The sequence below is a fragment of the Vibrio sp. ZF57 genome, assembly GCF_001691235.1.
Taxonomy (GTDB): domain Bacteria; phylum Pseudomonadota; class Gammaproteobacteria; order Enterobacterales; family Vibrionaceae; genus Vibrio; species Vibrio crassostreae_C.
Genome location: NZ_MAKD01000066.1, coordinates 22299 through 39643, shown reverse-complemented (window position 1 = coordinate 39643; position 17345 = coordinate 22299). Strand labels below are relative to the sequence as shown.

Below are 17345 nucleotides of genomic sequence, written 5' to 3'. Positions count from 1 at the left end.
TAACTATAAGCTTTTATAAGGAAAGGCGGATAACTTAGGTTATCCGCCTTTTTTGTTGGTTTCATGAAGCTAAATAGATTTACCAGTATTGCTCAATAAGTCCATCGGTAAGCACTGTTGCTATGGCGAACATCATGGTTGCGACTGCGATATCAATGCCTTTCTTAACCTTAGGTTTAGATAGCGTCGGGCCTAGTTTTGCAGCGCCTAATGACAAAGAATAGAACCAGACGAACGAAGCTAATATAGTCCCCATAGCAAATGCAATTCTGTCGTTGCCTTCAAATTGCCCACCAATGGATCCAAGAATTACCACGGTATCCAAATAGAGATGTGGGTTTAATACTGTTACTGCCAATGCCCCTAAAATAACGGTGCGCTTGCCACGCGCTAATATCTCACCTTTCGACTCATCACTGGTGCGCACTTTGAATGCACTGCGTAGTGAGAGCAAACCATACACAGTCAGAAAAGCGATGCCACCTAGTGTCACTGAGGTAAGCAGTAATTCATTTTGCGACAAGATCGCTCCGCCGCCAAAAATGCCTAATGAGATAAACAGAGTATCGAGCAGGCTACAAATCGTTGCTGTCGTTAAATGATGATTGCGTTTTATCCCTTGATTTAGGACGTACGCATTCTGAGCGCCAATAGGGATAATCATACTTGCCCCTAGACCAAAACCTTGTAATAAAGCCCAAAAACTCATTTTAACCTCCACTTATTTAACGATATTTACGTGCTATATGGCGAAGATACTCTGACCCTTTAAATAAGTATAATTAATGATTTTAATCCATTATTAGAGTTGCTAATGTGGTGGTGAGTTAGCTTAAAAAGGAAGCAAATTGATGCGCGGATTGGATTATAAATGGATTGAAGCACTGGATGCTGTAGTAAAACAACGTAGCTTCGAAAGGGCTGCTGAGCAGTTATATATCTCCCAGTCGGCGGTATCTCAACGCATCAAACAGCTGGAAAAGTGGTTGGCTCAGCCAGCCTTGGTGAGAGAAAGCCCGCCTAGGCCAACGCCTGCGGGTAAAAAACTACTGGGCTTATATCGCCGTGTTCGTTTGTTAGAGCACGAGCTTGTGCCTGAGTTGATGAATGAAGAGGGTAATCAACCACTATCGATATCCATAGCCACCAACGCTGATAGTTTGGCGACATGGTTGCTACCAGCTTTGTCGGATGTGATTAAGTCTCGCCAAGTCGAGTTGAACCTCGCGATTCATGGTGAGTCGAGAACCATTGAAAAGATTAAAAGTGGCGAGGTGGCCGGTGCAATCAGTTTGGAGTCTCAAGCGATTCCTGGCTGCAGTGCTGACTATCTCGGTAGGATGGATTATGTGTGCGTGGCTAGCCCTGACTTTCATCAGCGTTACTTTGCAGAGGGCGTAAACTACGCCACCTTAAGCAAAGCACCTGCGGTTTCCTATGATCAATACGATGATCTGCATAAGAAGTTTCTGCATGATCATTTTAACGTCCCGAGAGACAGTGTGATCAATCATACAGTCGGCAGTTCAGAAGCATTTGTGCGCTTGGCATTATCGGGTGTAGCCTATTGCTTGATCCCCCGATTACAGATTATCGATGAGCTCGAGTCTGGTGCTCTGATTGATATTACCCCTGGCTTTCTGCTCTCTTATCGCATCTATTGGCACCATTGGCAGCTTGAGAGCGGAGTATTAAAAGAGGTATCCCAAGCAATATTGAGTTTTGCTCACAATCACTTACCTCAGTAAACTGTTGGTTTTTTCAGCGTCAAAGTTCTGTTAGAAGTGTGTGCTCTGGATTGGCTAAACGATAAATTGCTCTATGATGAAAGGACATTTGTTTAGCATAGGTCATACCTAATGAAGCTTGTACCAAAGATGTTAGCAACGTCTCTTACTCTTACTGCGGCGTTGAGTGCTGTGAGTTTTCCATCATTGGCTGACTCTCCATCCTTTCCTCATATTTCAACGACAGGCTATGGTGAAGTGATCGCTACACCTGATATGGCGACATTCTCTGTGAGAGTCGTGGAATCGACGATGACTGCTGAACAGGCTAAAAATACCGTTGATAAAGTCGTGACAGGCTTTCTAAACAAGCTACATCAAGCTGGTGTTGATGAGGCGAGTGTACACAGCTCTAACCTGTATTTATCTCCTCAATATCATTACCCGAAAGATGGCAAACCGGAACTGGTTGGCTACCGCGCCTCACGTAATGTGACCGTTCAAGTGACTGAGCTAGCTAATCTTAATGAGTACATGGATATTGCGATTGGAGAAGGCATTAATCAGATCGACAACATCCAACTGCAAGTTCGCGACCAAGCTAAGTATCAAGAGCAAGCGCGCTTAGAAGCCATTAAAGATGCGACATCAAAAGCTAAATCATTGGCGAGTGGTTTTGAGCGCGAGTTAGGTGATGTATGGCGCGTGGATTACAACGCCCAATCTTCTCAGCCAGTACTCATGCGTTCAATGGCGATGGATGCAAGAACAGAATCGAACTCTTATGAAGACTCAACGATCACCATTCGTGATCGCGTGAATGTGATCTACCAGATCGAAGAGTAATGACAGTGCTATAGAAGGTTTTGGATCATGACGACCTAATTACCTACGATAGGCCAAATGCTAAAAAGGCTCTCATGGTGAGAGCCTTTTTTATGCATTTTGAGTGCGATGATTAGTGAAGAAGACGAGCACGGATTGTGCCTTCGATCTCTTTCAGTTTAAGCAGTGCTTCTTCAGAGCGATCGGCTTCTACATCGATAACGACATAACCCATATCAGCCGCAGTCTGTAGGTATTGACCCGCGATGTTGATCCCTTCCTCAGCGAAGATGGTGTTGATCTGAGTTAGGATGCCTGGGCGGTTTTCGTGAATGTGTAATAAACGAGACGTTCCAGTATGCAGTGGTAGTGATACCTCAGGGAAGTTAACACTTGATAGCGTAGAGCCGTTATCAGAGTATTTCGCTAGCTTACCAGCAACTTCAACACCAATGTTCTCTTGTGCTTCTTGAGTTGAACCACCCACGTGAGGCGTTAGGATCACGTTATCGAACTGCATTAATGGAGACTCAAACGGGTCTGCATTGGTTTTTGGTTCTGTTGGGAAAACATCAATAGCCGCACCTGCAAGGTGTCCAGACTCCAGAGCGCCACACAGAGCAGGAATATCGACTACCGTGCCACGAGCTGCGTTGATAAAGATAGAACCAGGCTTCATGCGCTCGAACTCTTCTTTACCCATCATGTCTTTTGTTTCGTTGGTTTCAGGTACATGCAAAGAGATTACGTCACACTTGTTCAGTAATTCCGTCATGGTATGAACTTGCGTTGCGTTACCCAGAGACAGTTTGTTTTCAATGTCGTAGAAGTAAACACGCATGCCAAGGTTTTCAGCAATAATACCCAGTTGAGTACCGATGTGACCGTAGCCAATAATACCTAAACGCTTACCACGGGCTTCGTAAGAGTTGTCGGCACTCTTTTTCCAGATGCCACGGTGTGCAAGCGCGTTCTTTTCTGGAATGCCACGTAGTAGCAATAGAACCTGACCAAGAACGAGCTCAGCAACGCTTCGAGTGTTTGAGAACGGTGCGTTGAACACAGGGATACCGCGTTTTGCTGCTGCTTGAAGGTTGACTTGGTTAGTACCAATACAGAAACAACCGACGGCAACCAGCTTTTCAGCTGCATCAATAACTTCTTGGGAGATATTAGTGCGAGAACGAATACCAATGAAATGAGCATCTTTTACTGCTTCAAGAAGTTCATCTTCCGGTAGCGAGCCTTTGTGGTACTCAATGTTTGTGTAACCAGCGGCTTGCAGTACTTCTACAGAAGAAGGGTGAAGACCTTCTAGAAGTAGAATTTTAATTTTTTCTTTTTCCAGTGAAACTTTGGCCATTGTTCTCGTCCTTAAAATGGAAAGGTTGGGCAAATGCGGCGCACGTGCTACAAAATGGCTGAAAGGGGAACAAATTCACCACTTTGTTAGGAGACAAACGTTTTCTCTGTGCGTCTTCTGAACAATAAAGTAACAAAAAAAAAATGTTTTGGGTAAGAAAATTACGGAATAAGACATAATTTTACAGCAATAAAGCAAAAAAAACGGCGCCCTAGGGCACCGTATGTAATGAAGTAACAGAAAAACTCAATCTTCTATTATTTATTCTTCGATTTTTGCACCTTCAGGCGTGCCGGTGATAACCACATCAGCACCACGGTGAGCGAACAGACCAACCGTCACCACACCAGCTATACCATTGATGATATCTTCTAGTTGTTTCGGGTTTTCGATCGCCATGCCGTACACATCTAGGATCACGTTGCCGTTATCGGTTGTGCAGCCTTCGCGGTAAACTGGGTCACCACCAAGCTTAACCAACTCACGTGCCACGTATGAACGTGCCATTGGGATTACTTCAACAGGCAGTGGGAATTTACCCAACACATCAACTGCTTTAGTGCCGTCAACAATACACACAAACTTATCAGAGATAGCCGCTACGATTTTTTCACGAGTCAAAGCAGCGCCGCCGCCTTTGATCATATCGCGTGAAGCGTTAATCTCGTCTGCGCCATCAACATAGATGTCTAGTTTGAATACGTCGTTGCACTCAAATACTTTGATTTCTAGTGCTTCTAGTTTTTCAGTAGAGGCTACAGAGCTTGAAACCGCACCTTTGATTTTGTCTTTCATTGTGCCAAGTGCGTCGATGAAGTGATTTACTGTAGAGCCAGTACCTACACCTACAATGCTGCCTTCTTCAACATATTGAAGTGCTGCCCAGCCAGCTGCTTTTTTCATTTCATCTTGAGTCATGCCATTCTCCTGAATAAGGTCTTGCGCTTTGAATTGATCGTTTGCGTAATGATGAAGTTAACGTTTAGATATTGAGTTAACGTTTCTATATCGAGGTTAACGTTTGCGGCGCGATTATAGCGCTTTAATGGTTGCTTTCCCATTGCCAAGTTTTACTCGGAGTCACGATTTTAGGTAACGGAATGTCCCATTCTTCAATCGGTAGCGTATCAACATGTTGGCAATCATGAGCCAAACCAATAGGAGCTGCACCTTCGCCCGTCTCGAACCACTTTGCCAAGGTGCGATCGTAATATCCGCCGCCCATACCTAAACGATGGCCATGGGAGTCAAAGCCGACAAGGGGCGTAAGAATAAGGTCGAGTTGCTGACAAGGTTTAACCAGCATTTGATTGAGCTGAGGTTCGACAATACCGTACTTATTCAAGACCGTCGGTGTGGTTGGCGAGTAGTGTAAAAACAGCAGGTGCCCGGCAGAGAAGGGGTGCAATACTGGTAAATAAGTTTGCTTACCTTGCGCCCATAACCATTCGATTAAAGGCTGAGTATCGAGTTCGCCATCGATAGAGATATAGAGGGCAATATGCTGAGCAGACTGAATTTCATCAAGCTGCATGCACTGCTTAACTAAGTCGATACCGGATTGAGTTTGTTGGTCGCCAGATAAGGCATTGCGTTTGATACGGATCTGTTTGCGAAATTCGCTGCGTGTGAGCGTCTTCATAAGAAGGGATACCCCAAAGTGCCGTTGAGAATAGATGGCCCTTGAACCAGCGAGTTCAAGGCGGATCAGCAATGATTACCGTAGGCTTCTCGGTCGGGCCGAGCATGCTCAATAGCACTCAAGTACTAACCCTTAGGGATTGCTTATCGGCTCGGGGACGTGAATCCTCTGACAAACACTCCAGGGTAAATTTTGTGTACGCTATTGCTGTCCGTGCTTAACTTTACTGAGGACATCTGAAAGTGATGTCGTGAGCTGTTCCATTCGCTCGGTCAGTGCGTTTTGTTCATCATTTGCTTCAAACTTCTTGGTTTGTAATTCGTAGCAAATATTCAGAGCTGCGATAGTCAGCAGCTTCACTTCATTGGTTACCTTAGTACGTTCAGCCATCTCTTTCAATCGATTATCAAGATCGGCCGCCGCTGCAATCAATGACTCTTCTTGCCCTGGTGGACAATTCACTCGAGTCAGTTTTCCTAATATTTCAACGTCTACCGCTTGATTACTCATGATGGATGAACTCTTTAACGCGCTATTTTAAGGCTGTTGCCCTTCGCCATTTTTTGAGAAAGAAAAAGTGCAAGTACCGATGAGGAAGCAATCTCCTCTGAGGGAGAAACTATAGGTAAACCGCTATTAAGATTCAAGCTTTTCAGAGTGACTGTTTGTAAATGAGAGCTTGAGCACACAGTAATTCAGCAAATTGAACAATTGGTAGTCAGTCATCCTTCAATTGCTGGGGATCGATGCTTACCAGAATTGGGGTGAAGTGGTACGATTATACTATCGATATAAAGAATAACTGAGCGAGCTATCTGATGAGCGAAACTACTTTACCTGACTACCTAACGGTTGCGACTGAACTTCAATCGGCAAGTCTAGCCGTAACCCCTGCTGAGATGCACGGTTTATTAACGGGTATGTTAAGCGGAGGCTTAAGCCTTGCAGATAAAAGCTGGCAACCACTGATCTTCGATTACACCAATGAAGGCATGGGTTGGCCAGATCGCGCATTAACGCTAGCGGAAGCGACACTGAAAGTAACGACCAGTGAAATCACAGGTTCGGGTATGGAATTGTCTATGTTGCTGCCTGACGAAGACGCAAGCGCAAGCCTGTTTGATCTTGCTGACGGTGTGTCTGATTGGATTAACCACTTTATTTCTGGCTTAGGCTTGGTTGGCGCTCAATTGAACAAAGCGTCTGACAGTACAAAAGAAGCATTAGCTGATCTAGAAGAGATGGCTAAGCTAGGCATTGACGAAGAAGATGATCTGGAAGAGCAAGCGCAGCTTCTAGAGCACGTTATTGAGCACGTAAAAGCGTGTGCACTAACGATTCATGCTGAATTTGGTGCTCGCCCATCTGAAGATGCGGCGCCTACCATTCATTAATTCGTTGGCCGGTTTGAGGTTATGATGGCTCAGTATGATGTTGTAATTGCTGGTGGCGCAATGGCAGGGGCAACCTTAGCCCTTGCTTTGAATCACCTAAGCCAAGGTTCACTGTCGATTGCGGTAGTGGAGCCTTATCAGGTTGATCATCAAGCTCACCCTGGGTTTGATTCTCGTTCGATTGCTTTGTCCTATGGCACGGTGCAGATCCTGGATTCTTTGCGCTTATGGCAATCTATCGCTCCGGTCGCGACCCCGATTAAAGATATCCATGTTTCGGATCGCGGGCATGCCGGAATGACAGACATCTACAGTGAAGAGCTTGCTGTAGATGCGCTTGGCTACGTGGTCGAGTTAGCAGATGTGGGTCGAATCTATCAGCAGAAACTTGAATCAGAAGCGGCAATTACCATGCTTTGTCCTGAGTCTGTTAGTAAAGTTGAACGTGAAGAAGCGTTGACGACGATTGAACTGACAAGTGGGCAAACAGTAACCACTAAGTTACTGGTTGCTGCTGACGGTGCAATCTCAACCTGTTGCCAACAGCTCAATATCTCATTGAGTGAGCACGACTTTGAGCAAGTCGCTGTGATTGCCAATATTGTGGCGAGTGAACCTCACCAAGGTCGCGCATTTGAGCGTTTTACCCATCATGGGCCAGTTGCTCTATTACCGATGAGTGACAACCGTTTATCGCTGGTTTGGTGTTTAACACCAGAGCAAGCACAAAAAGTGATGACGCTAAACGACAATGAGTTTCTTGAGCAATTGCAGAATGACTTTGGCTGGCGACTTGGCCGATTAGAGAAGGTCGGCAAGCGCGCGAGTTACCCTCTGATTCTTCGTCACCGACAGCAAAATATCTCTCATCGATTTGCCATTGTTGGTAATGCTGCTCAAACGCTTCACCCAATTGCGGGGCAAGGCTTTAACCTAGGCATCCGAGATGTGGCTTCCTTGGCAGAAGAGTTGTGTACCCAGTTAGATGATGTAGGTCGTTACCGTGGTCTTGTTAACTTTAGAAAGCGTAGAGAACAAGACCGAGACGCAACGATCACGTTGACTTCAAGCCTAGTTCACCTGTTCTCAAACGATTATATGACCGCTCGCATTGGGCGTAATCTTGGGTTAGCCGTAATAGATAACCTTCCACCACTTAAAGGTCCACTTTTGCGTCATACGCTTGGCCTAGTAGAAAGATAAGGTAATAAATAATGATGCAAAGTGTTGATATCGCGATTGTTGGTGGTGGCATGGTTGGCCTAGCGCTTGCTGCTGCCCTAAAAGACAGTGACCTAAGAATCGCTGTCATTGAAGGCAGAGCGCCTAGTGAAGGGCTGAGTGAGCTGCCTGATGTGCGTGTATCCGCGTTGAGTCGTTCTAGTGAAGTGATTCTTCGTAATCTAGGTGCATGGCAAGGTATCGAACAAAGACGCGCTGCACCGTATCAAGCGATGGAAGTGTGGGAACAAGACAGTTTCGCTCGTATTGAGTTTGACTCGACACGCTTGGCTCAGCCTAATCTTGGTCATATAGTTGAAAACCGTGTGATTCAATTAGCGCTGCTTGATCAGGTTAAGAAACAAGACAACGTCAGCCTGTATATGCCCGCAACGTGTAAAACGATGGCGATTGGTGAAAGTGAAGCTTGGTTAACATTGGACAATGGTCAAGCACTGACAGCTAAGTTAGTTGTTGGAGCAGACGGCGCAAACTCTTGGGTTCGTAAGCAGCAAGATATCCCATTAACACATTGGGATTACGGACACAGTGCGATTGTCGCGAACATCAAAACCACAGAGCCGCACCACAGCGTTGCTCGTCAAATCTTCACGCCTCAAGGCCCATTGGCATTCCTACCAATGCAACCAAGCAACATGAGCTCGATTGTTTGGTCTACGGAACCAAATCGTGCCGAGAACCTCGTATCAATGTCGGATGCTGAATTCAACAAGCAGTTAACAGCTGAGTTCGATGCAAAGCTGGGCTTATGTGAAGTGGTTGGTGACCGTTTTGCCTTCCCACTGCGCATGCGTTATGCGCGTGACTTTGCGGTAGAGCGTGTGGCTTTGGTTGGTGATGCTGCTCATACCATTCACCCATTAGCAGGGCAGGGCGTGAACCTTGGCCTATTAGACGCAGCAAGCCTAGCGCAAGAGCTGTTAAAGCTATGGTCTGCGGGTGAAGACATTGGCACCAAGCGTAATCTTCGCGGCTACGAGCGCTGGAGAAAAGCAGAGGCGGCGAAAATGATTGCTTCAATGCAGGGCTTTAAAGATCTGTTTGAAGGCGATAACCCAGCTAAGAAGCTGATTCGTGGCATTGGTATGAAGCTTGCGGGCCAATTACCGGGTGCGAAAGATGAGATCATGAAGCGCGCACTGGGTTTGTCTGGCAATCTTCCTGACTTAGCTAAGCGTCCAGTGACTCATCGATAATGACATAGTGTTCTGGTGGTATATCGAATCATCATTGATACGAAAATTGGTACGAAAAAAGGGTTGGCATAATGCCAACCCTTTTTGTTTTTAATTCTGTAGATAATCAGGTCATGCGTACGCGCAGCGCAGTTTCATGATTTCACTATTTATTTCTTTCACTGTTTGAAAGTGACGTTTTTCTGCTCGGTCTGGTAGCACTAGCTTACCGTTATCAAACTCAAATTTTCCTACGCCGTAAATGTAGATTCGTCCTTTGAAAAGTCGACTTACATGTTTAGCAATCATACTCGGTGTATAGCGCTTAAACAGTCTCATTCTTAATTATCCTTATATTTACCTAGCCTGCATATTATAGAAAAACTCCGAGATAATAATTGTGATAAGCATGGAGTTATATGCAGTAGCGTTGACGTTAATTAGATATTTGTGCTGTTCTAAGCACTTTCTTCAGTAAATATCTATTTTTACGTGAGCTCCTCCCCAAAATAATACTGAGTTGTGAACTGCCGTGAACTTTTCTGTTCAGTATTAAGCAGTGATAATGTTACAAGTATAAGAATAGGCGGGATTTTTTGTTTGTGTAATCAAATTGTAAATTTCGGACAAAAAAAAGCCCGTCTAAAACGGGCGAATAGTCACAGATGCATTACACAAAAGTGGATACTGATGTTACTCAGTGGATTCACTTGCACTGATTTGCTTAATAGCTAGTCAGTAAATTTACAATAACGCAAATTTAACTTTGTGACTACTTATGCTTTTATTTTGAGTAACTATTTATTGATGGTGTGTTCTTCTTATGACGAGGTTCACACTAAAAATGTACTCAATGAAATATTAAAATGAAGTTTGCGAAGCATGATCTAAACGATCATCGACTGATGTCCGCGACGGTCGGTGCACATAGCGCCATAAGATCATTGAGATCCAGCGCAACGCCAGCCATTCGGTCGCCGGAGCTAATGGTTACGGTCGAGTTGTTTTGAATGGAAGGATCAAAAATGATCGGCATGTGTCTCTTGAGAGCGAGCGGACCAACACAACCCACTTTAAAACCGGTGATCGCTTCAACATCAGCGAGCGACACGCAGGTCATTCGACGGCAATTCAGTACCGAGCGTACTTTCTTGGGGTCGACAGAGCGATCGCCAGCAGTACAGGCTAACGCATACTGGTTGCCCATATCCTTGAGCAGGATGCACTTCACCATTTGAGAGGCGTCGATGCCTCGCTCTTGTGCAGTTTCTTCAATGCTGGTGGTTGGCTTGCTTTGCATCAGCAGGCGATAATTCACCTGCTGTTGATCCAGCCATTGTGTAATCTGCGTTTCCACGTGGTTACTCGTCGTCAAGGCTGTACGGCAGTGGCAGGATATTCCATGTTTGATCAGGCTGCGCGGTCAGTCGCAGCTGAACATCGTCATTAAGGTTGTTTGGCAGTACCATCAAACCAATCGCTCGGTTATCAGCAAATTGATAGACGTTTAATAGTCGGCCTGCGCCACGCCAGTTCTCACCCACACTACGTTCCAGTTCAATAGGGTTTTCTAACGACAGCACGTCCGCAGTTGTGCCCGACACAATGCGCATCTCACGCTTGTTCATGCCACGGTACTTAGCACGAGCAACCGTTTCTTGACCTGTGTAACAGCCTTTTGAAAAGCTGATACCGCCAATCGCTTGCAGGTTAAGCGCTTGAGGGATGTGCTCGTTTTGCTCTGCTTTCGATAGGTTAGGCTGAGCATCAAGAATTTCATGATATTGCCAAAGTGTTTCTGATACTTTCTCCGCAGCGCTGTTTGATACCAAGGCTTCAGCGGCTTCTTCTGTCACAAGTAGAGCCCAGCGGTTATCTGCAACTTGAACCGCTGTACCACCAGAGATAGCACGCACATTACCTTGGCTTTCTGAAATAGAATCAATGTATTGATTAGCTGACGAACCCATCACACCGATAACAACGTCAGACGTTTGCTCGATATCGACCTTAGAGAACACCGCGTACTTCTTGATTTCAACGAGCTCGACTTCAATCGCTGATTTAGGTTGCATGAGTGCGTAGCCACCGTTGTGGTGGAACAAACGAAAGATACTCCATACCTTTCCTTTTGCATCACAGTGCGCGCCTAATGTGGATTCATCATTAGGAAGAGTGACGACATCGCACGTTACTTGACCCTGTAGGTACGACTTTTTGTCATCGCCTATCATGGTAATTGCACTCCAGTCTGATACGTGTGTCATCATCAGTTCTGGAAGCGATTCATTTTGCGTATGAGCGAGTGGCTGAAATATGTTTTTCCAATCCATTTTATCTTTCCTAAGAATTTTATTTGGCTCTATGTTAATCCGGTTCTGTTTCTTTGTCAGCCTAGGTTTTTTTGTGAGCTTAGATAGGGACTGTGACTCACATAGTAGTTGCAGGGCGTATGACTTGTTACACTCCGAGAAAGAAAAATTATAGGTGAGGATAGCCAATGTACACTGCAGAGCAGAAAGCACGAATTAAATGGGGTTGCCGTCGCGGCATGTTAGAACTTGATGTAGTCATCATGCCATTTTTCGAAGAGTGTTTTGATTCATTGCAAGAGCAGGAACAGCGCGAGTTTGTTTCTCTATTAGAGTGTGATGATCCAGATTTGTTTACTTGGGTAATGGGCCACGGACGCAGTGAAAACCTAGGCCATGCATCAATGGTTGATAAAATTGTCGCACACAACCTCAGCAAGGTTCGTTAAGCTTCAGCTTAACCCTTCGTATTCCGCATTATTTGCAAAAGGCACTATTTTTGGGTGCCTTTTGTTTTTCATCGTCCTGTCTTCTATTCCACTTGCCGCCAGCCTTTATTGCTTAGCTTTAATGATCCGCTTGTTCAGAAACAATCATGTGATTCTAAATAGTGTCTATGGGCGTTTTGATTACAGAGAGGATGGTGATATTCGACTCAATGACCGAACTTACCGACTCAAGTCCGTTGATAAGATCTGGGCGCAGTTCTTCGTTAAATTGCAGTTTGAATGTGGGCACTCGGTACTGCTTTGGCGGGACAGCTGTTGCGAGCGAGAATATCGCCATTTTCTGGCGAACTTACAACGAGCGCGCTAGAGAAGCCAAACTATTCGATGAAAGAAAGTATTAGATAAAAGAAAGCGTTAGACAAAAGAAAAGGGAGCACTCGGCTCCCTTTCGTTTAATCATTTTCCGCTGACGGCTAATTCGCTAAGCACGTTTAACCAATTATTATGATTGGCGTTTCTCTGGCGTCAGAATCGTTGGGCCACTGTCTTCTGCAAGTTCAGGGTAATCCAACGTGTAGTGGAGGCCGCGGCTCTCTTTACGTTGCATTGCACAACGAACCATTAGTTCTGCCACTTGTAGCAAGTTACGCAGTTCTAATAGGTTATTCGAAACCTTGAAGTAGCTGTAGTACTCATGAGTTTCTTGTTGCAGCATCTGAATGCGACGCAATGCTCGCTCTAGTCGTTTATCCGTTCGAACAATGCCCATGTAATCCCACATGAATAGGCGCAGTTCGTGCCAGTTGTGTTGAATGATAACTTCTTCATCACTGTTGGTGACCTGGCTTTCATCCCATGCTGGCAGTTCAGCGCACAGTTGAGATTGGTCGATGTTCTCAACGATATCTTTTGCTGCTGCCCATGCGTAAACCACACACTCAAGCAGTGAGTTAGAAGCCATTCGGTTTGCACCGTGTAAGCCGGTGTAGCTCACTTCGCCAATCGCATACAAGTTCGTTAGGTCGGTTTGACCCTGCTTATTCACCATGACACCACCACACGTGTAGTGAGCGGCTGGTACGATAGGGATCGGCTCTTTGGTCATGTCGATGCCCAAGTCCATCAAGCGAGTATGGATCATCGGGAAGTGCGCTGTGATGAATTCTTCAGGCTTGTGGCTGATATCAACATACATACAGTCGGCACCCAAGCGCTTCATTTCGAAGTCAATTGCACGAGCAACCACATCACGTGGCGCCAGTTCACCGCGCTCATCGAAGTCCTTCATAAAGCGAGAACCATCTGGACGACGCAAGTAAGCACCTTCACCACGCAGTGCTTCCGTTAGTAGGAAGTTACGCGCTTCTGGGTGGAATAAACAAGTTGGGTGGAACTGGTTGAACTCAAGGTTTGCCACACGACAACCCGCACGCCAAGCGATAGCAATACCATCACCTGAAGAAACATCTGGGTTAGAGGTGTATTGGTAAACCTTTGAAGCGCCGCCTGTTGCTAATACAACAAACTTAGCGCGCACGGTTTCAACATGTTCTTGGTTACGGTTCCAAATGTAGGCACCGATCACCTTGTCTTTTGAACCACCAATCTTATCTTCCGTGATCAAATCCAGCGCATTGTGGCGCTCGAAGATCTCGATATTTGGGTGGTTGTTGACGTTATCTTGTAGTGAGGTTTGCATCGCCATGCCAGTTGCATCGGCAGCGTGCAGAATTCTGCGGTGACTGTGGCCACCCTCACGAGTGAGGTGATATTTTGGTTGGCCTTCTGTGCTGTTCTCATCTTTATCAAATGGAACACCACCATCAATCAGCCATTGCACACACTCTTTCGCATTTTCAGCAATGAATTGAACTGTATCTTCTTCGCATAACCCAGCCCCAGCGATTTGAGTATCCTCTACATGAGACTCAATACTGTCCGACTCATCGAACACCGCGGCGATACCACCTTGTGCGTAATACGTCGATCCTTCGCTGCGTGGTCCTTTGCTTAATACAATTACTTTTGCATGTTCTGCTACGCGTAAGGCTAATGACAAGCCTGCCGCACCACTTCCTACCACTAATACATCACACTGATGTTCACGGTTTGCGTTCATAAAACTTATTAAATCCCGGGCTATAGTCGAGTTGTCCACTCTCAATTGACTTTGTCTTGTTTTAGGAGTTTGGCTAAGACTGTTATAATCTCTCCAGAGTCATCCTTAAACGCTATGCAAAATCAATATATAGACAGCTATCTAGAAATATTTAATTGCTCAATACCATTGCTTTTGCTCAAGTTTCCCCAAATTGATAGGGATAGCTATTTTTATTACATCACATTGTGAAACAATAATGGCAAATAATTTTAAGAAAGTTGGAACTTTCGGTATTTGGCTTAGTCACAATAGTGCTCTTGTAGACGGTGGTGTCAATACTACATTTCGCATAATTAGTACCCATATCTGTGAAGGTGAGGGTTATAACAATAGGAGTACCCGCTCGAATGAACGAGCAGCTAACCGATCAAGTGTTGATTGAGCGAGTTCAGAGTGGAGATAAGCAGGCATTTAACTTACTAGTGGTTAAGTATCAAAACAAAGTTTGTAATCTTATCTCTCGATACGTGAATAATTCCGGTGATGTACCTGATGTAGCACAAGAAGCTTTTATTAAAGCTTACCGCGCGATACCTAACTTTCGTGGCGAGAGTGCCTTCTATACATGGTTATACCGAATTGCCGTGAACACCGCTAAAAATCATATCGTTGCCCAAAGCCGTAGGCCGCCAGCAACCGATGTAGATGCAGAAGATGCAGAATATTACGAAACAGGCAGCGCGTTAAAAGAAATATCGAACCCTGAGAACTTAACGCTGTCTAAAGAATTGAAACAAGTTGTTTTTGGAGCGATTGAAGCGCTACCAGAAGACTTAAAAACTGCAATGACGTTGCGAGAGCTCGAAGGTTTGAGCTACGAAGAGATTGCAGAAGTAATGGATTGCCCTGTAGGAACCGTACGTTCGCGTATTTTCCGAGCTCGTGAAGCGGTGGAAAAGAAAATCAAACCTCTTTTGCAACGCTAGAACTTGTAATAATTATGGTGAAAATAATGGCTGATAAAGAAAAGCTTTCGGCACTCATGGATGGTGAAACGATCGATAAAGCTCTCATTGTAGATCTAGAATCTGATCAAGAAAGCATGGATACTTGGCAGAGTTACCATTTAATTGGTGATGTTATGCGTGGGGATTCGCCAGAAACTCCAGAGTGGAACATTGCTAATAGTGTAGCGGCAGCGCTTGAGAACGAGCCTGCACATGGTTCAATGTCGAACCTGCACCAAGTGAATGTTGAACCTACTGTTGCTCCAATTGAAGAGCAACCTAAACCTCAGCAAGCGAAGCGTCAGCTTCCGGCGTGGTTACAACAGTTTGGACAAGTTGCCGTGGCAGCGTGTGTTTCATTAGCCGTTGTATTAGGTGTTCAACAATATGGTGGTAGCGACCCTGCAGCACCAGAGCAGTTGCCTGTACTCCAGACGATTCCATTTGCCGGTTCTGCGGAACCAGTAAGTTTAACGCGTGACTCTGTTGAGAAACCAGCATCTGAAGCTAACTTGCAAGAGCAGCGCAAACGCGTTCATGCATTGTTAGAAGATTATGAGCTGCAGCTAAGATTAAACAGTGATGCATCGCCAATGCAAGATGCACATCTAGAATCGGACATTGAATGAAGAAAATCCTGGTCAGTGCACTGACACTGTTCAGCTTGATGTCTCCAACAGCCTTTGCAGAGGAAACCACTGCAAAGGACTTGTTGCATCAAATGAACGAGGCCAGTCAGCATCTAAATTACGAACTCTCCTACATTTTGATAAAGAAGAGCAGTATTGAGCCTCTTGTTTATCGCCATGCGGTTAACGACGACCAACAACTTGCACACCTTGTTTATCTAAGCGGCCCTGTTCGTGAAGTCATTCGACGTGGCAACGAAGTTAGCTACATCGAGCCGGGTACAGAGCCATTTACGATTCAGTCAGGCAGCATGGTTGCGCCTGTTATTCCGATGATTAATCGAGATATCGAATCTCTGAATCAGTACTACGACTTTGTGAAAGTTGGTCGCTCTCGTGAAGCAGGTAGCACCACTCAAGTGCTGCGTGTCGTGCCGAAAGATGGCCTTCGCTACTCTTACGTGGTTTGGGTAGACGAAAAAACGAATCTTCCTTTGCGTGCCGACCTTTTGGATCGTGATGGCGAAGTGCTTGAACAGTACCGCACTATCTCTTACGTGGTGAACGATAAGATTGCTGAGGCTATGGGTGGCTTGAGCCAAGCTCAATTGCCGAAAGTTTTATCATTACCGGAAGGCTTAGTGAGTGAAACTAACTGGCAAGCGTCGTGGATTCCTGAAGGGTTTAAATCAAAAGAGCTTAGCCGCTATCAAATGGCTGCGACCGATAAAATGGTTGAAAGTCAGCTTTTCAGTGATGGACTGTTTAACTTTTCGGTTTATATCGCGGAAAAAGATGAGCATTCATTGAAAGGGCAGCTGGTGCGTCAAGGGCGTAGAACCTTGCACAGCTTAGTGATTGGCGATAAAGAGATCTCTGTGGTTGGTGACATTCCGCCGGCAACTGCAAAACGTATTGCTCAGTCAGTTACATTTAATAAATCGGTACAAGCGCAATGATGACCGCGCTGGCGACCGTTAGCTCGGTTGAACAAAAAGGTAAGCAATACTTTGTTCAATTGAGCTGCGAACAACAAACCAGTTGTAGCAGCTGTTCTTCTCAAAAAAACTGCGGTACGGGTATTGTGACCAAGGCTGTTGGCAATAAATCTTTGTTTTGGCAGCTTAAAACCAAAAGCTTAGTCAAAGCTGGACAAATCGTAGAAATTGGCTTTCCAGAAAAAAGCCTACTTCAGTCGGCGGCGATTGTTTATCTCATCCCACTTTTTATGTTGATGATTGGTGCTGGTTTTGGGCAACTCTTGTTACAACCCTTACTCCAGGGCGGCGAGGGCATTGTTATCTTAAGTGCAGCACTGTTTACTGCTGGTGGGATTGCCTTAGCGAAGCGGTTAGCCAAACCCATGGAAGACAAATCCAAGCAAGAAGTCGTCTTGATTCGAATCCTAGGTGAGTCTCTCGTCTAATTTATGATGCTTCTTGCCCTTAAATTGGGTAGAATCTGCCAACTTGATTGAAA

General features: G+C 45.3%; 20 protein-coding genes and 1 other RNA gene. 11 read left to right on the top strand and 10 right to left on the bottom strand.

The genetic code is table 11. The annotated features are described in order from the left end of the window. Positions 1-79: 79 nt before the first annotated feature. Positions 80-709, bottom strand: coding sequence for a LysE/ArgO family amino acid transporter (locus tag A6D97_RS07385; RefSeq protein ID WP_065584113.1), 630 nt, complete (start codon positions 707-709; stop codon positions 80-82). A gap of 142 nt (positions 710-851) precedes the next feature. Between A6D97_RS07385 and A6D97_RS07380 the strand changes: the two genes are divergently transcribed. Next, positions 852-1748 (top strand): LysR family transcriptional regulator ArgP, encoded by an 897-nt coding sequence (locus tag A6D97_RS07380; protein WP_017068706.1) that lies wholly within the window; start codon positions 852-854, stop codon positions 1746-1748. Positions 1749-1859: 111 nt separating this feature from the next. Continuing rightward, complete coding sequence (locus A6D97_RS07375; protein WP_017059059.1) at positions 1860-2573, top strand: oxidative stress defense protein; 714 nt, start codon at positions 1860-1862, stop codon at positions 2571-2573. Positions 2574-2685: 112 nt separating this feature from the next. Here A6D97_RS07375 and serA read toward each other — a convergent pair whose 3' ends face one another. The 5 genes from serA to zapA form a co-directional block, all read right to left on the bottom strand. Then, complete coding sequence (gene serA, locus A6D97_RS07370; RefSeq protein ID WP_017059058.1) at positions 2686-3915, bottom strand: phosphoglycerate dehydrogenase; 1230 nt, start codon at positions 3913-3915, stop codon at positions 2686-2688. A gap of 261 nt (positions 3916-4176) precedes the next feature. Then, the gene (gene rpiA / locus A6D97_RS07365) at positions 4177-4833 is read right to left on the bottom strand and encodes a ribose-5-phosphate isomerase RpiA (RefSeq protein WP_048605825.1); all 657 of its coding nucleotides are present in this window, start codon (positions 4831-4833) and stop codon (positions 4177-4179) included. Positions 4834-4957: 124 nt separating this feature from the next. Continuing rightward, on the bottom strand, positions 4958-5557 hold the full coding sequence (locus tag A6D97_RS07360; protein WP_065584112.1) for a 5-formyltetrahydrofolate cyclo-ligase: 600 nt from the start codon (positions 5555-5557) through the stop codon (positions 4958-4960). Between the two features lie 6 nt (positions 5558-5563). After that, positions 5564-5747: non-coding RNA, 6S RNA (ssrS, locus tag A6D97_RS07355), on the bottom strand. Between the two features lie 11 nt (positions 5748-5758). After that, positions 5759-6067, bottom strand: a complete 309-nt coding sequence (zapA, locus tag A6D97_RS07350; RefSeq protein ID WP_004735366.1) for a cell division protein ZapA — start codon at positions 6065-6067, stop codon at positions 5759-5761. A gap of 308 nt (positions 6068-6375) precedes the next feature. Here zapA and A6D97_RS07345 point away from each other — a divergent pair, with 308 nt between their 5' ends. The 3 genes from A6D97_RS07345 to A6D97_RS07335 are packed head-to-tail and all read left to right on the top strand — an operon-like array spanning position 6376 to position 9389. Further along, positions 6376-6951: a YecA family protein gene (locus tag A6D97_RS07345; RefSeq protein ID WP_017070457.1), complete on the top strand. Its 576-nt coding sequence runs from the start codon at positions 6376-6378 to the stop codon at positions 6949-6951. 24 nt (positions 6952-6975) lie between these two features. Further along, entirely contained in the window at positions 6976-8154 is a 1179-nt protein-coding gene (gene ubiH, locus A6D97_RS07340) for a 2-octaprenyl-6-methoxyphenyl hydroxylase (protein WP_017059054.1), read from the top strand. An 11-nt stretch (positions 8155-8165) separates the two neighbouring features. Then, complete coding sequence (locus A6D97_RS07335) at positions 8166-9389, top strand: FAD-dependent 2-octaprenylphenol hydroxylase (protein ID WP_017063203.1); 1224 nt, start codon at positions 8166-8168, stop codon at positions 9387-9389. Positions 9390-9500: 111 nt separating this feature from the next. Here the strand turns inward: A6D97_RS07335 and A6D97_RS07330 are convergent, their stop codons facing one another. From A6D97_RS07330 to ygfZ, 3 genes are all read right to left on the bottom strand, one after another. Next, positions 9501-9707, bottom strand: coding sequence for a DUF1107 domain-containing protein (locus A6D97_RS07330; protein WP_009847660.1), 207 nt, complete (start codon positions 9705-9707; stop codon positions 9501-9503). A 556-nt stretch (positions 9708-10263) separates the two neighbouring features. Then, positions 10264-10725, bottom strand: a complete 462-nt coding sequence (locus tag A6D97_RS07325) for a YbaK/EbsC family protein (protein WP_029235114.1) — start codon at positions 10723-10725, stop codon at positions 10264-10266. 4 nt (positions 10726-10729) lie between these two features. Next, positions 10730-11701, bottom strand: a complete 972-nt coding sequence (ygfZ, locus tag A6D97_RS07320; protein ID WP_065584111.1) for a tRNA-modifying protein YgfZ — start codon at positions 11699-11701, stop codon at positions 10730-10732. A 167-nt stretch (positions 11702-11868) separates the two neighbouring features. Here ygfZ and A6D97_RS07315 point away from each other — a divergent pair, with 167 nt between their 5' ends. Continuing rightward, the gene (locus A6D97_RS07315; protein ID WP_004735374.1) at positions 11869-12129 is read left to right on the top strand and encodes a succinate dehydrogenase assembly factor 2; all 261 of its coding nucleotides are present in this window, start codon (positions 11869-11871) and stop codon (positions 12127-12129) included. After that, positions 12077-12496, top strand: a complete 420-nt coding sequence (locus A6D97_RS22345) for a protein YgfX (RefSeq protein ID WP_324295273.1) — start codon at positions 12077-12079, stop codon at positions 12494-12496. Before A6D97_RS07315 ends, A6D97_RS22345 begins: the two co-directional genes overlap by 53 nt. Positions 12497-12631: 135 nt before the next feature. On the opposite strand, the gene nadB is transcribed toward A6D97_RS22345, so the two are convergent. Continuing rightward, on the bottom strand, positions 12632-14248 hold the full coding sequence (nadB, locus tag A6D97_RS07310; protein WP_017059049.1) for an L-aspartate oxidase: 1617 nt from the start codon (positions 14246-14248) through the stop codon (positions 12632-12634). 389 nt (positions 14249-14637) lie between these two features. On the opposite strand from nadB, the gene rpoE reads away from it, so the two are divergent. Genes rpoE through A6D97_RS07290 form a run of 4 tightly spaced genes read left to right on the top strand, consistent with a single transcriptional unit; the run spans position 14638 to position 17292 of the window. After that, the gene (gene rpoE, locus A6D97_RS07305; protein WP_008223963.1) at positions 14638-15216 is read left to right on the top strand and encodes an RNA polymerase sigma factor RpoE; all 579 of its coding nucleotides are present in this window, start codon (positions 14638-14640) and stop codon (positions 15214-15216) included. 26 nt (positions 15217-15242) lie between these two features. After that, positions 15243-15866, top strand: a complete 624-nt coding sequence (locus tag A6D97_RS07300; RefSeq protein ID WP_017063205.1) for a sigma-E factor negative regulatory protein — start codon at positions 15243-15245, stop codon at positions 15864-15866. Next, on the top strand, positions 15863-16825 hold the full coding sequence (gene rseB, locus A6D97_RS07295; RefSeq protein WP_065584110.1) for a sigma-E factor regulatory protein RseB: 963 nt from the start codon (positions 15863-15865) through the stop codon (positions 16823-16825). Before A6D97_RS07300 ends, rseB begins: the two co-directional genes overlap by 4 nt. Next, on the top strand, positions 16822-17292 hold the full coding sequence (locus A6D97_RS07290) for a SoxR reducing system RseC family protein (protein WP_017059046.1): 471 nt from the start codon (positions 16822-16824) through the stop codon (positions 17290-17292). Before rseB ends, A6D97_RS07290 begins: the two co-directional genes overlap by 4 nt. Positions 17293-17345: the final 53 nt, after the last annotated feature.

Excerpts from the sequence above, each read along its gene's own strand:
- A6D97_RS07385 (WP_065584113.1), bottom strand. The coding sequence starts at position 709 with ATGAGTTTTTGGGCTTTATTACAAGGTTTTGGTCTAGGGGCAAGTATG.
- A6D97_RS07380 (WP_017068706.1), top strand. The coding sequence starts at position 852 with ATGCGCGGATTGGATTATAAATGGATTGAAGCACTGGATGCTGTAGTA.
- A6D97_RS07375 (WP_017059059.1), top strand. The coding sequence starts at position 1,860 with ATGAAGCTTGTACCAAAGATGTTAGCAACGTCTCTTACTCTTACTGCG.
- serA (WP_017059058.1), bottom strand. The coding sequence starts at position 3,915 with ATGGCCAAAGTTTCACTGGAAAAAGAAAAAATTAAAATTCTACTTCTA.
- rpiA (WP_048605825.1), bottom strand. The coding sequence starts at position 4,833 with ATGACTCAAGATGAAATGAAAAAAGCAGCTGGCTGGGCAGCACTTCAA.
- A6D97_RS07360 (WP_065584112.1), bottom strand. The coding sequence starts at position 5,557 with ATGAAGACGCTCACACGCAGCGAATTTCGCAAACAGATCCGTATCAAA.
- zapA (WP_004735366.1), bottom strand. The coding sequence starts at position 6,067 with ATGAGTAATCAAGCGGTAGACGTTGAAATATTAGGAAAACTGACTCGA.
- A6D97_RS07345 (WP_017070457.1), top strand. The coding sequence starts at position 6,376 with ATGAGCGAAACTACTTTACCTGACTACCTAACGGTTGCGACTGAACTT.
- ubiH (WP_017059054.1), top strand. The coding sequence starts at position 6,976 with ATGGCTCAGTATGATGTTGTAATTGCTGGTGGCGCAATGGCAGGGGCA.
- A6D97_RS07335 (WP_017063203.1), top strand. The coding sequence starts at position 8,166 with ATGATGCAAAGTGTTGATATCGCGATTGTTGGTGGTGGCATGGTTGGC.
- A6D97_RS07330 (WP_009847660.1), bottom strand. The coding sequence starts at position 9,707 with ATGAGACTGTTTAAGCGCTATACACCGAGTATGATTGCTAAACATGTA.
- ygfZ (WP_065584111.1), bottom strand. The coding sequence starts at position 11,701 with ATGGATTGGAAAAACATATTTCAGCCACTCGCTCATACGCAAAATGAA.
- A6D97_RS07315 (WP_004735374.1), top strand. The coding sequence starts at position 11,869 with ATGTACACTGCAGAGCAGAAAGCACGAATTAAATGGGGTTGCCGTCGC.
- A6D97_RS22345 (WP_324295273.1), top strand. The coding sequence starts at position 12,077 with ATGCATCAATGGTTGATAAAATTGTCGCACACAACCTCAGCAAGGTTC.
- nadB (WP_017059049.1), bottom strand. The coding sequence starts at position 14,248 with ATGAACGCAAACCGTGAACATCAGTGTGATGTATTAGTGGTAGGAAGT.
- rpoE (WP_008223963.1), top strand. The coding sequence starts at position 14,638 with ATGAACGAGCAGCTAACCGATCAAGTGTTGATTGAGCGAGTTCAGAGT.
- A6D97_RS07300 (WP_017063205.1), top strand. The coding sequence starts at position 15,243 with ATGGCTGATAAAGAAAAGCTTTCGGCACTCATGGATGGTGAAACGATC.
- rseB (WP_065584110.1), top strand. The coding sequence starts at position 15,863 with ATGAAGAAAATCCTGGTCAGTGCACTGACACTGTTCAGCTTGATGTCT.
- A6D97_RS07290 (WP_017059046.1), top strand. The coding sequence starts at position 16,822 with ATGATGACCGCGCTGGCGACCGTTAGCTCGGTTGAACAAAAAGGTAAG.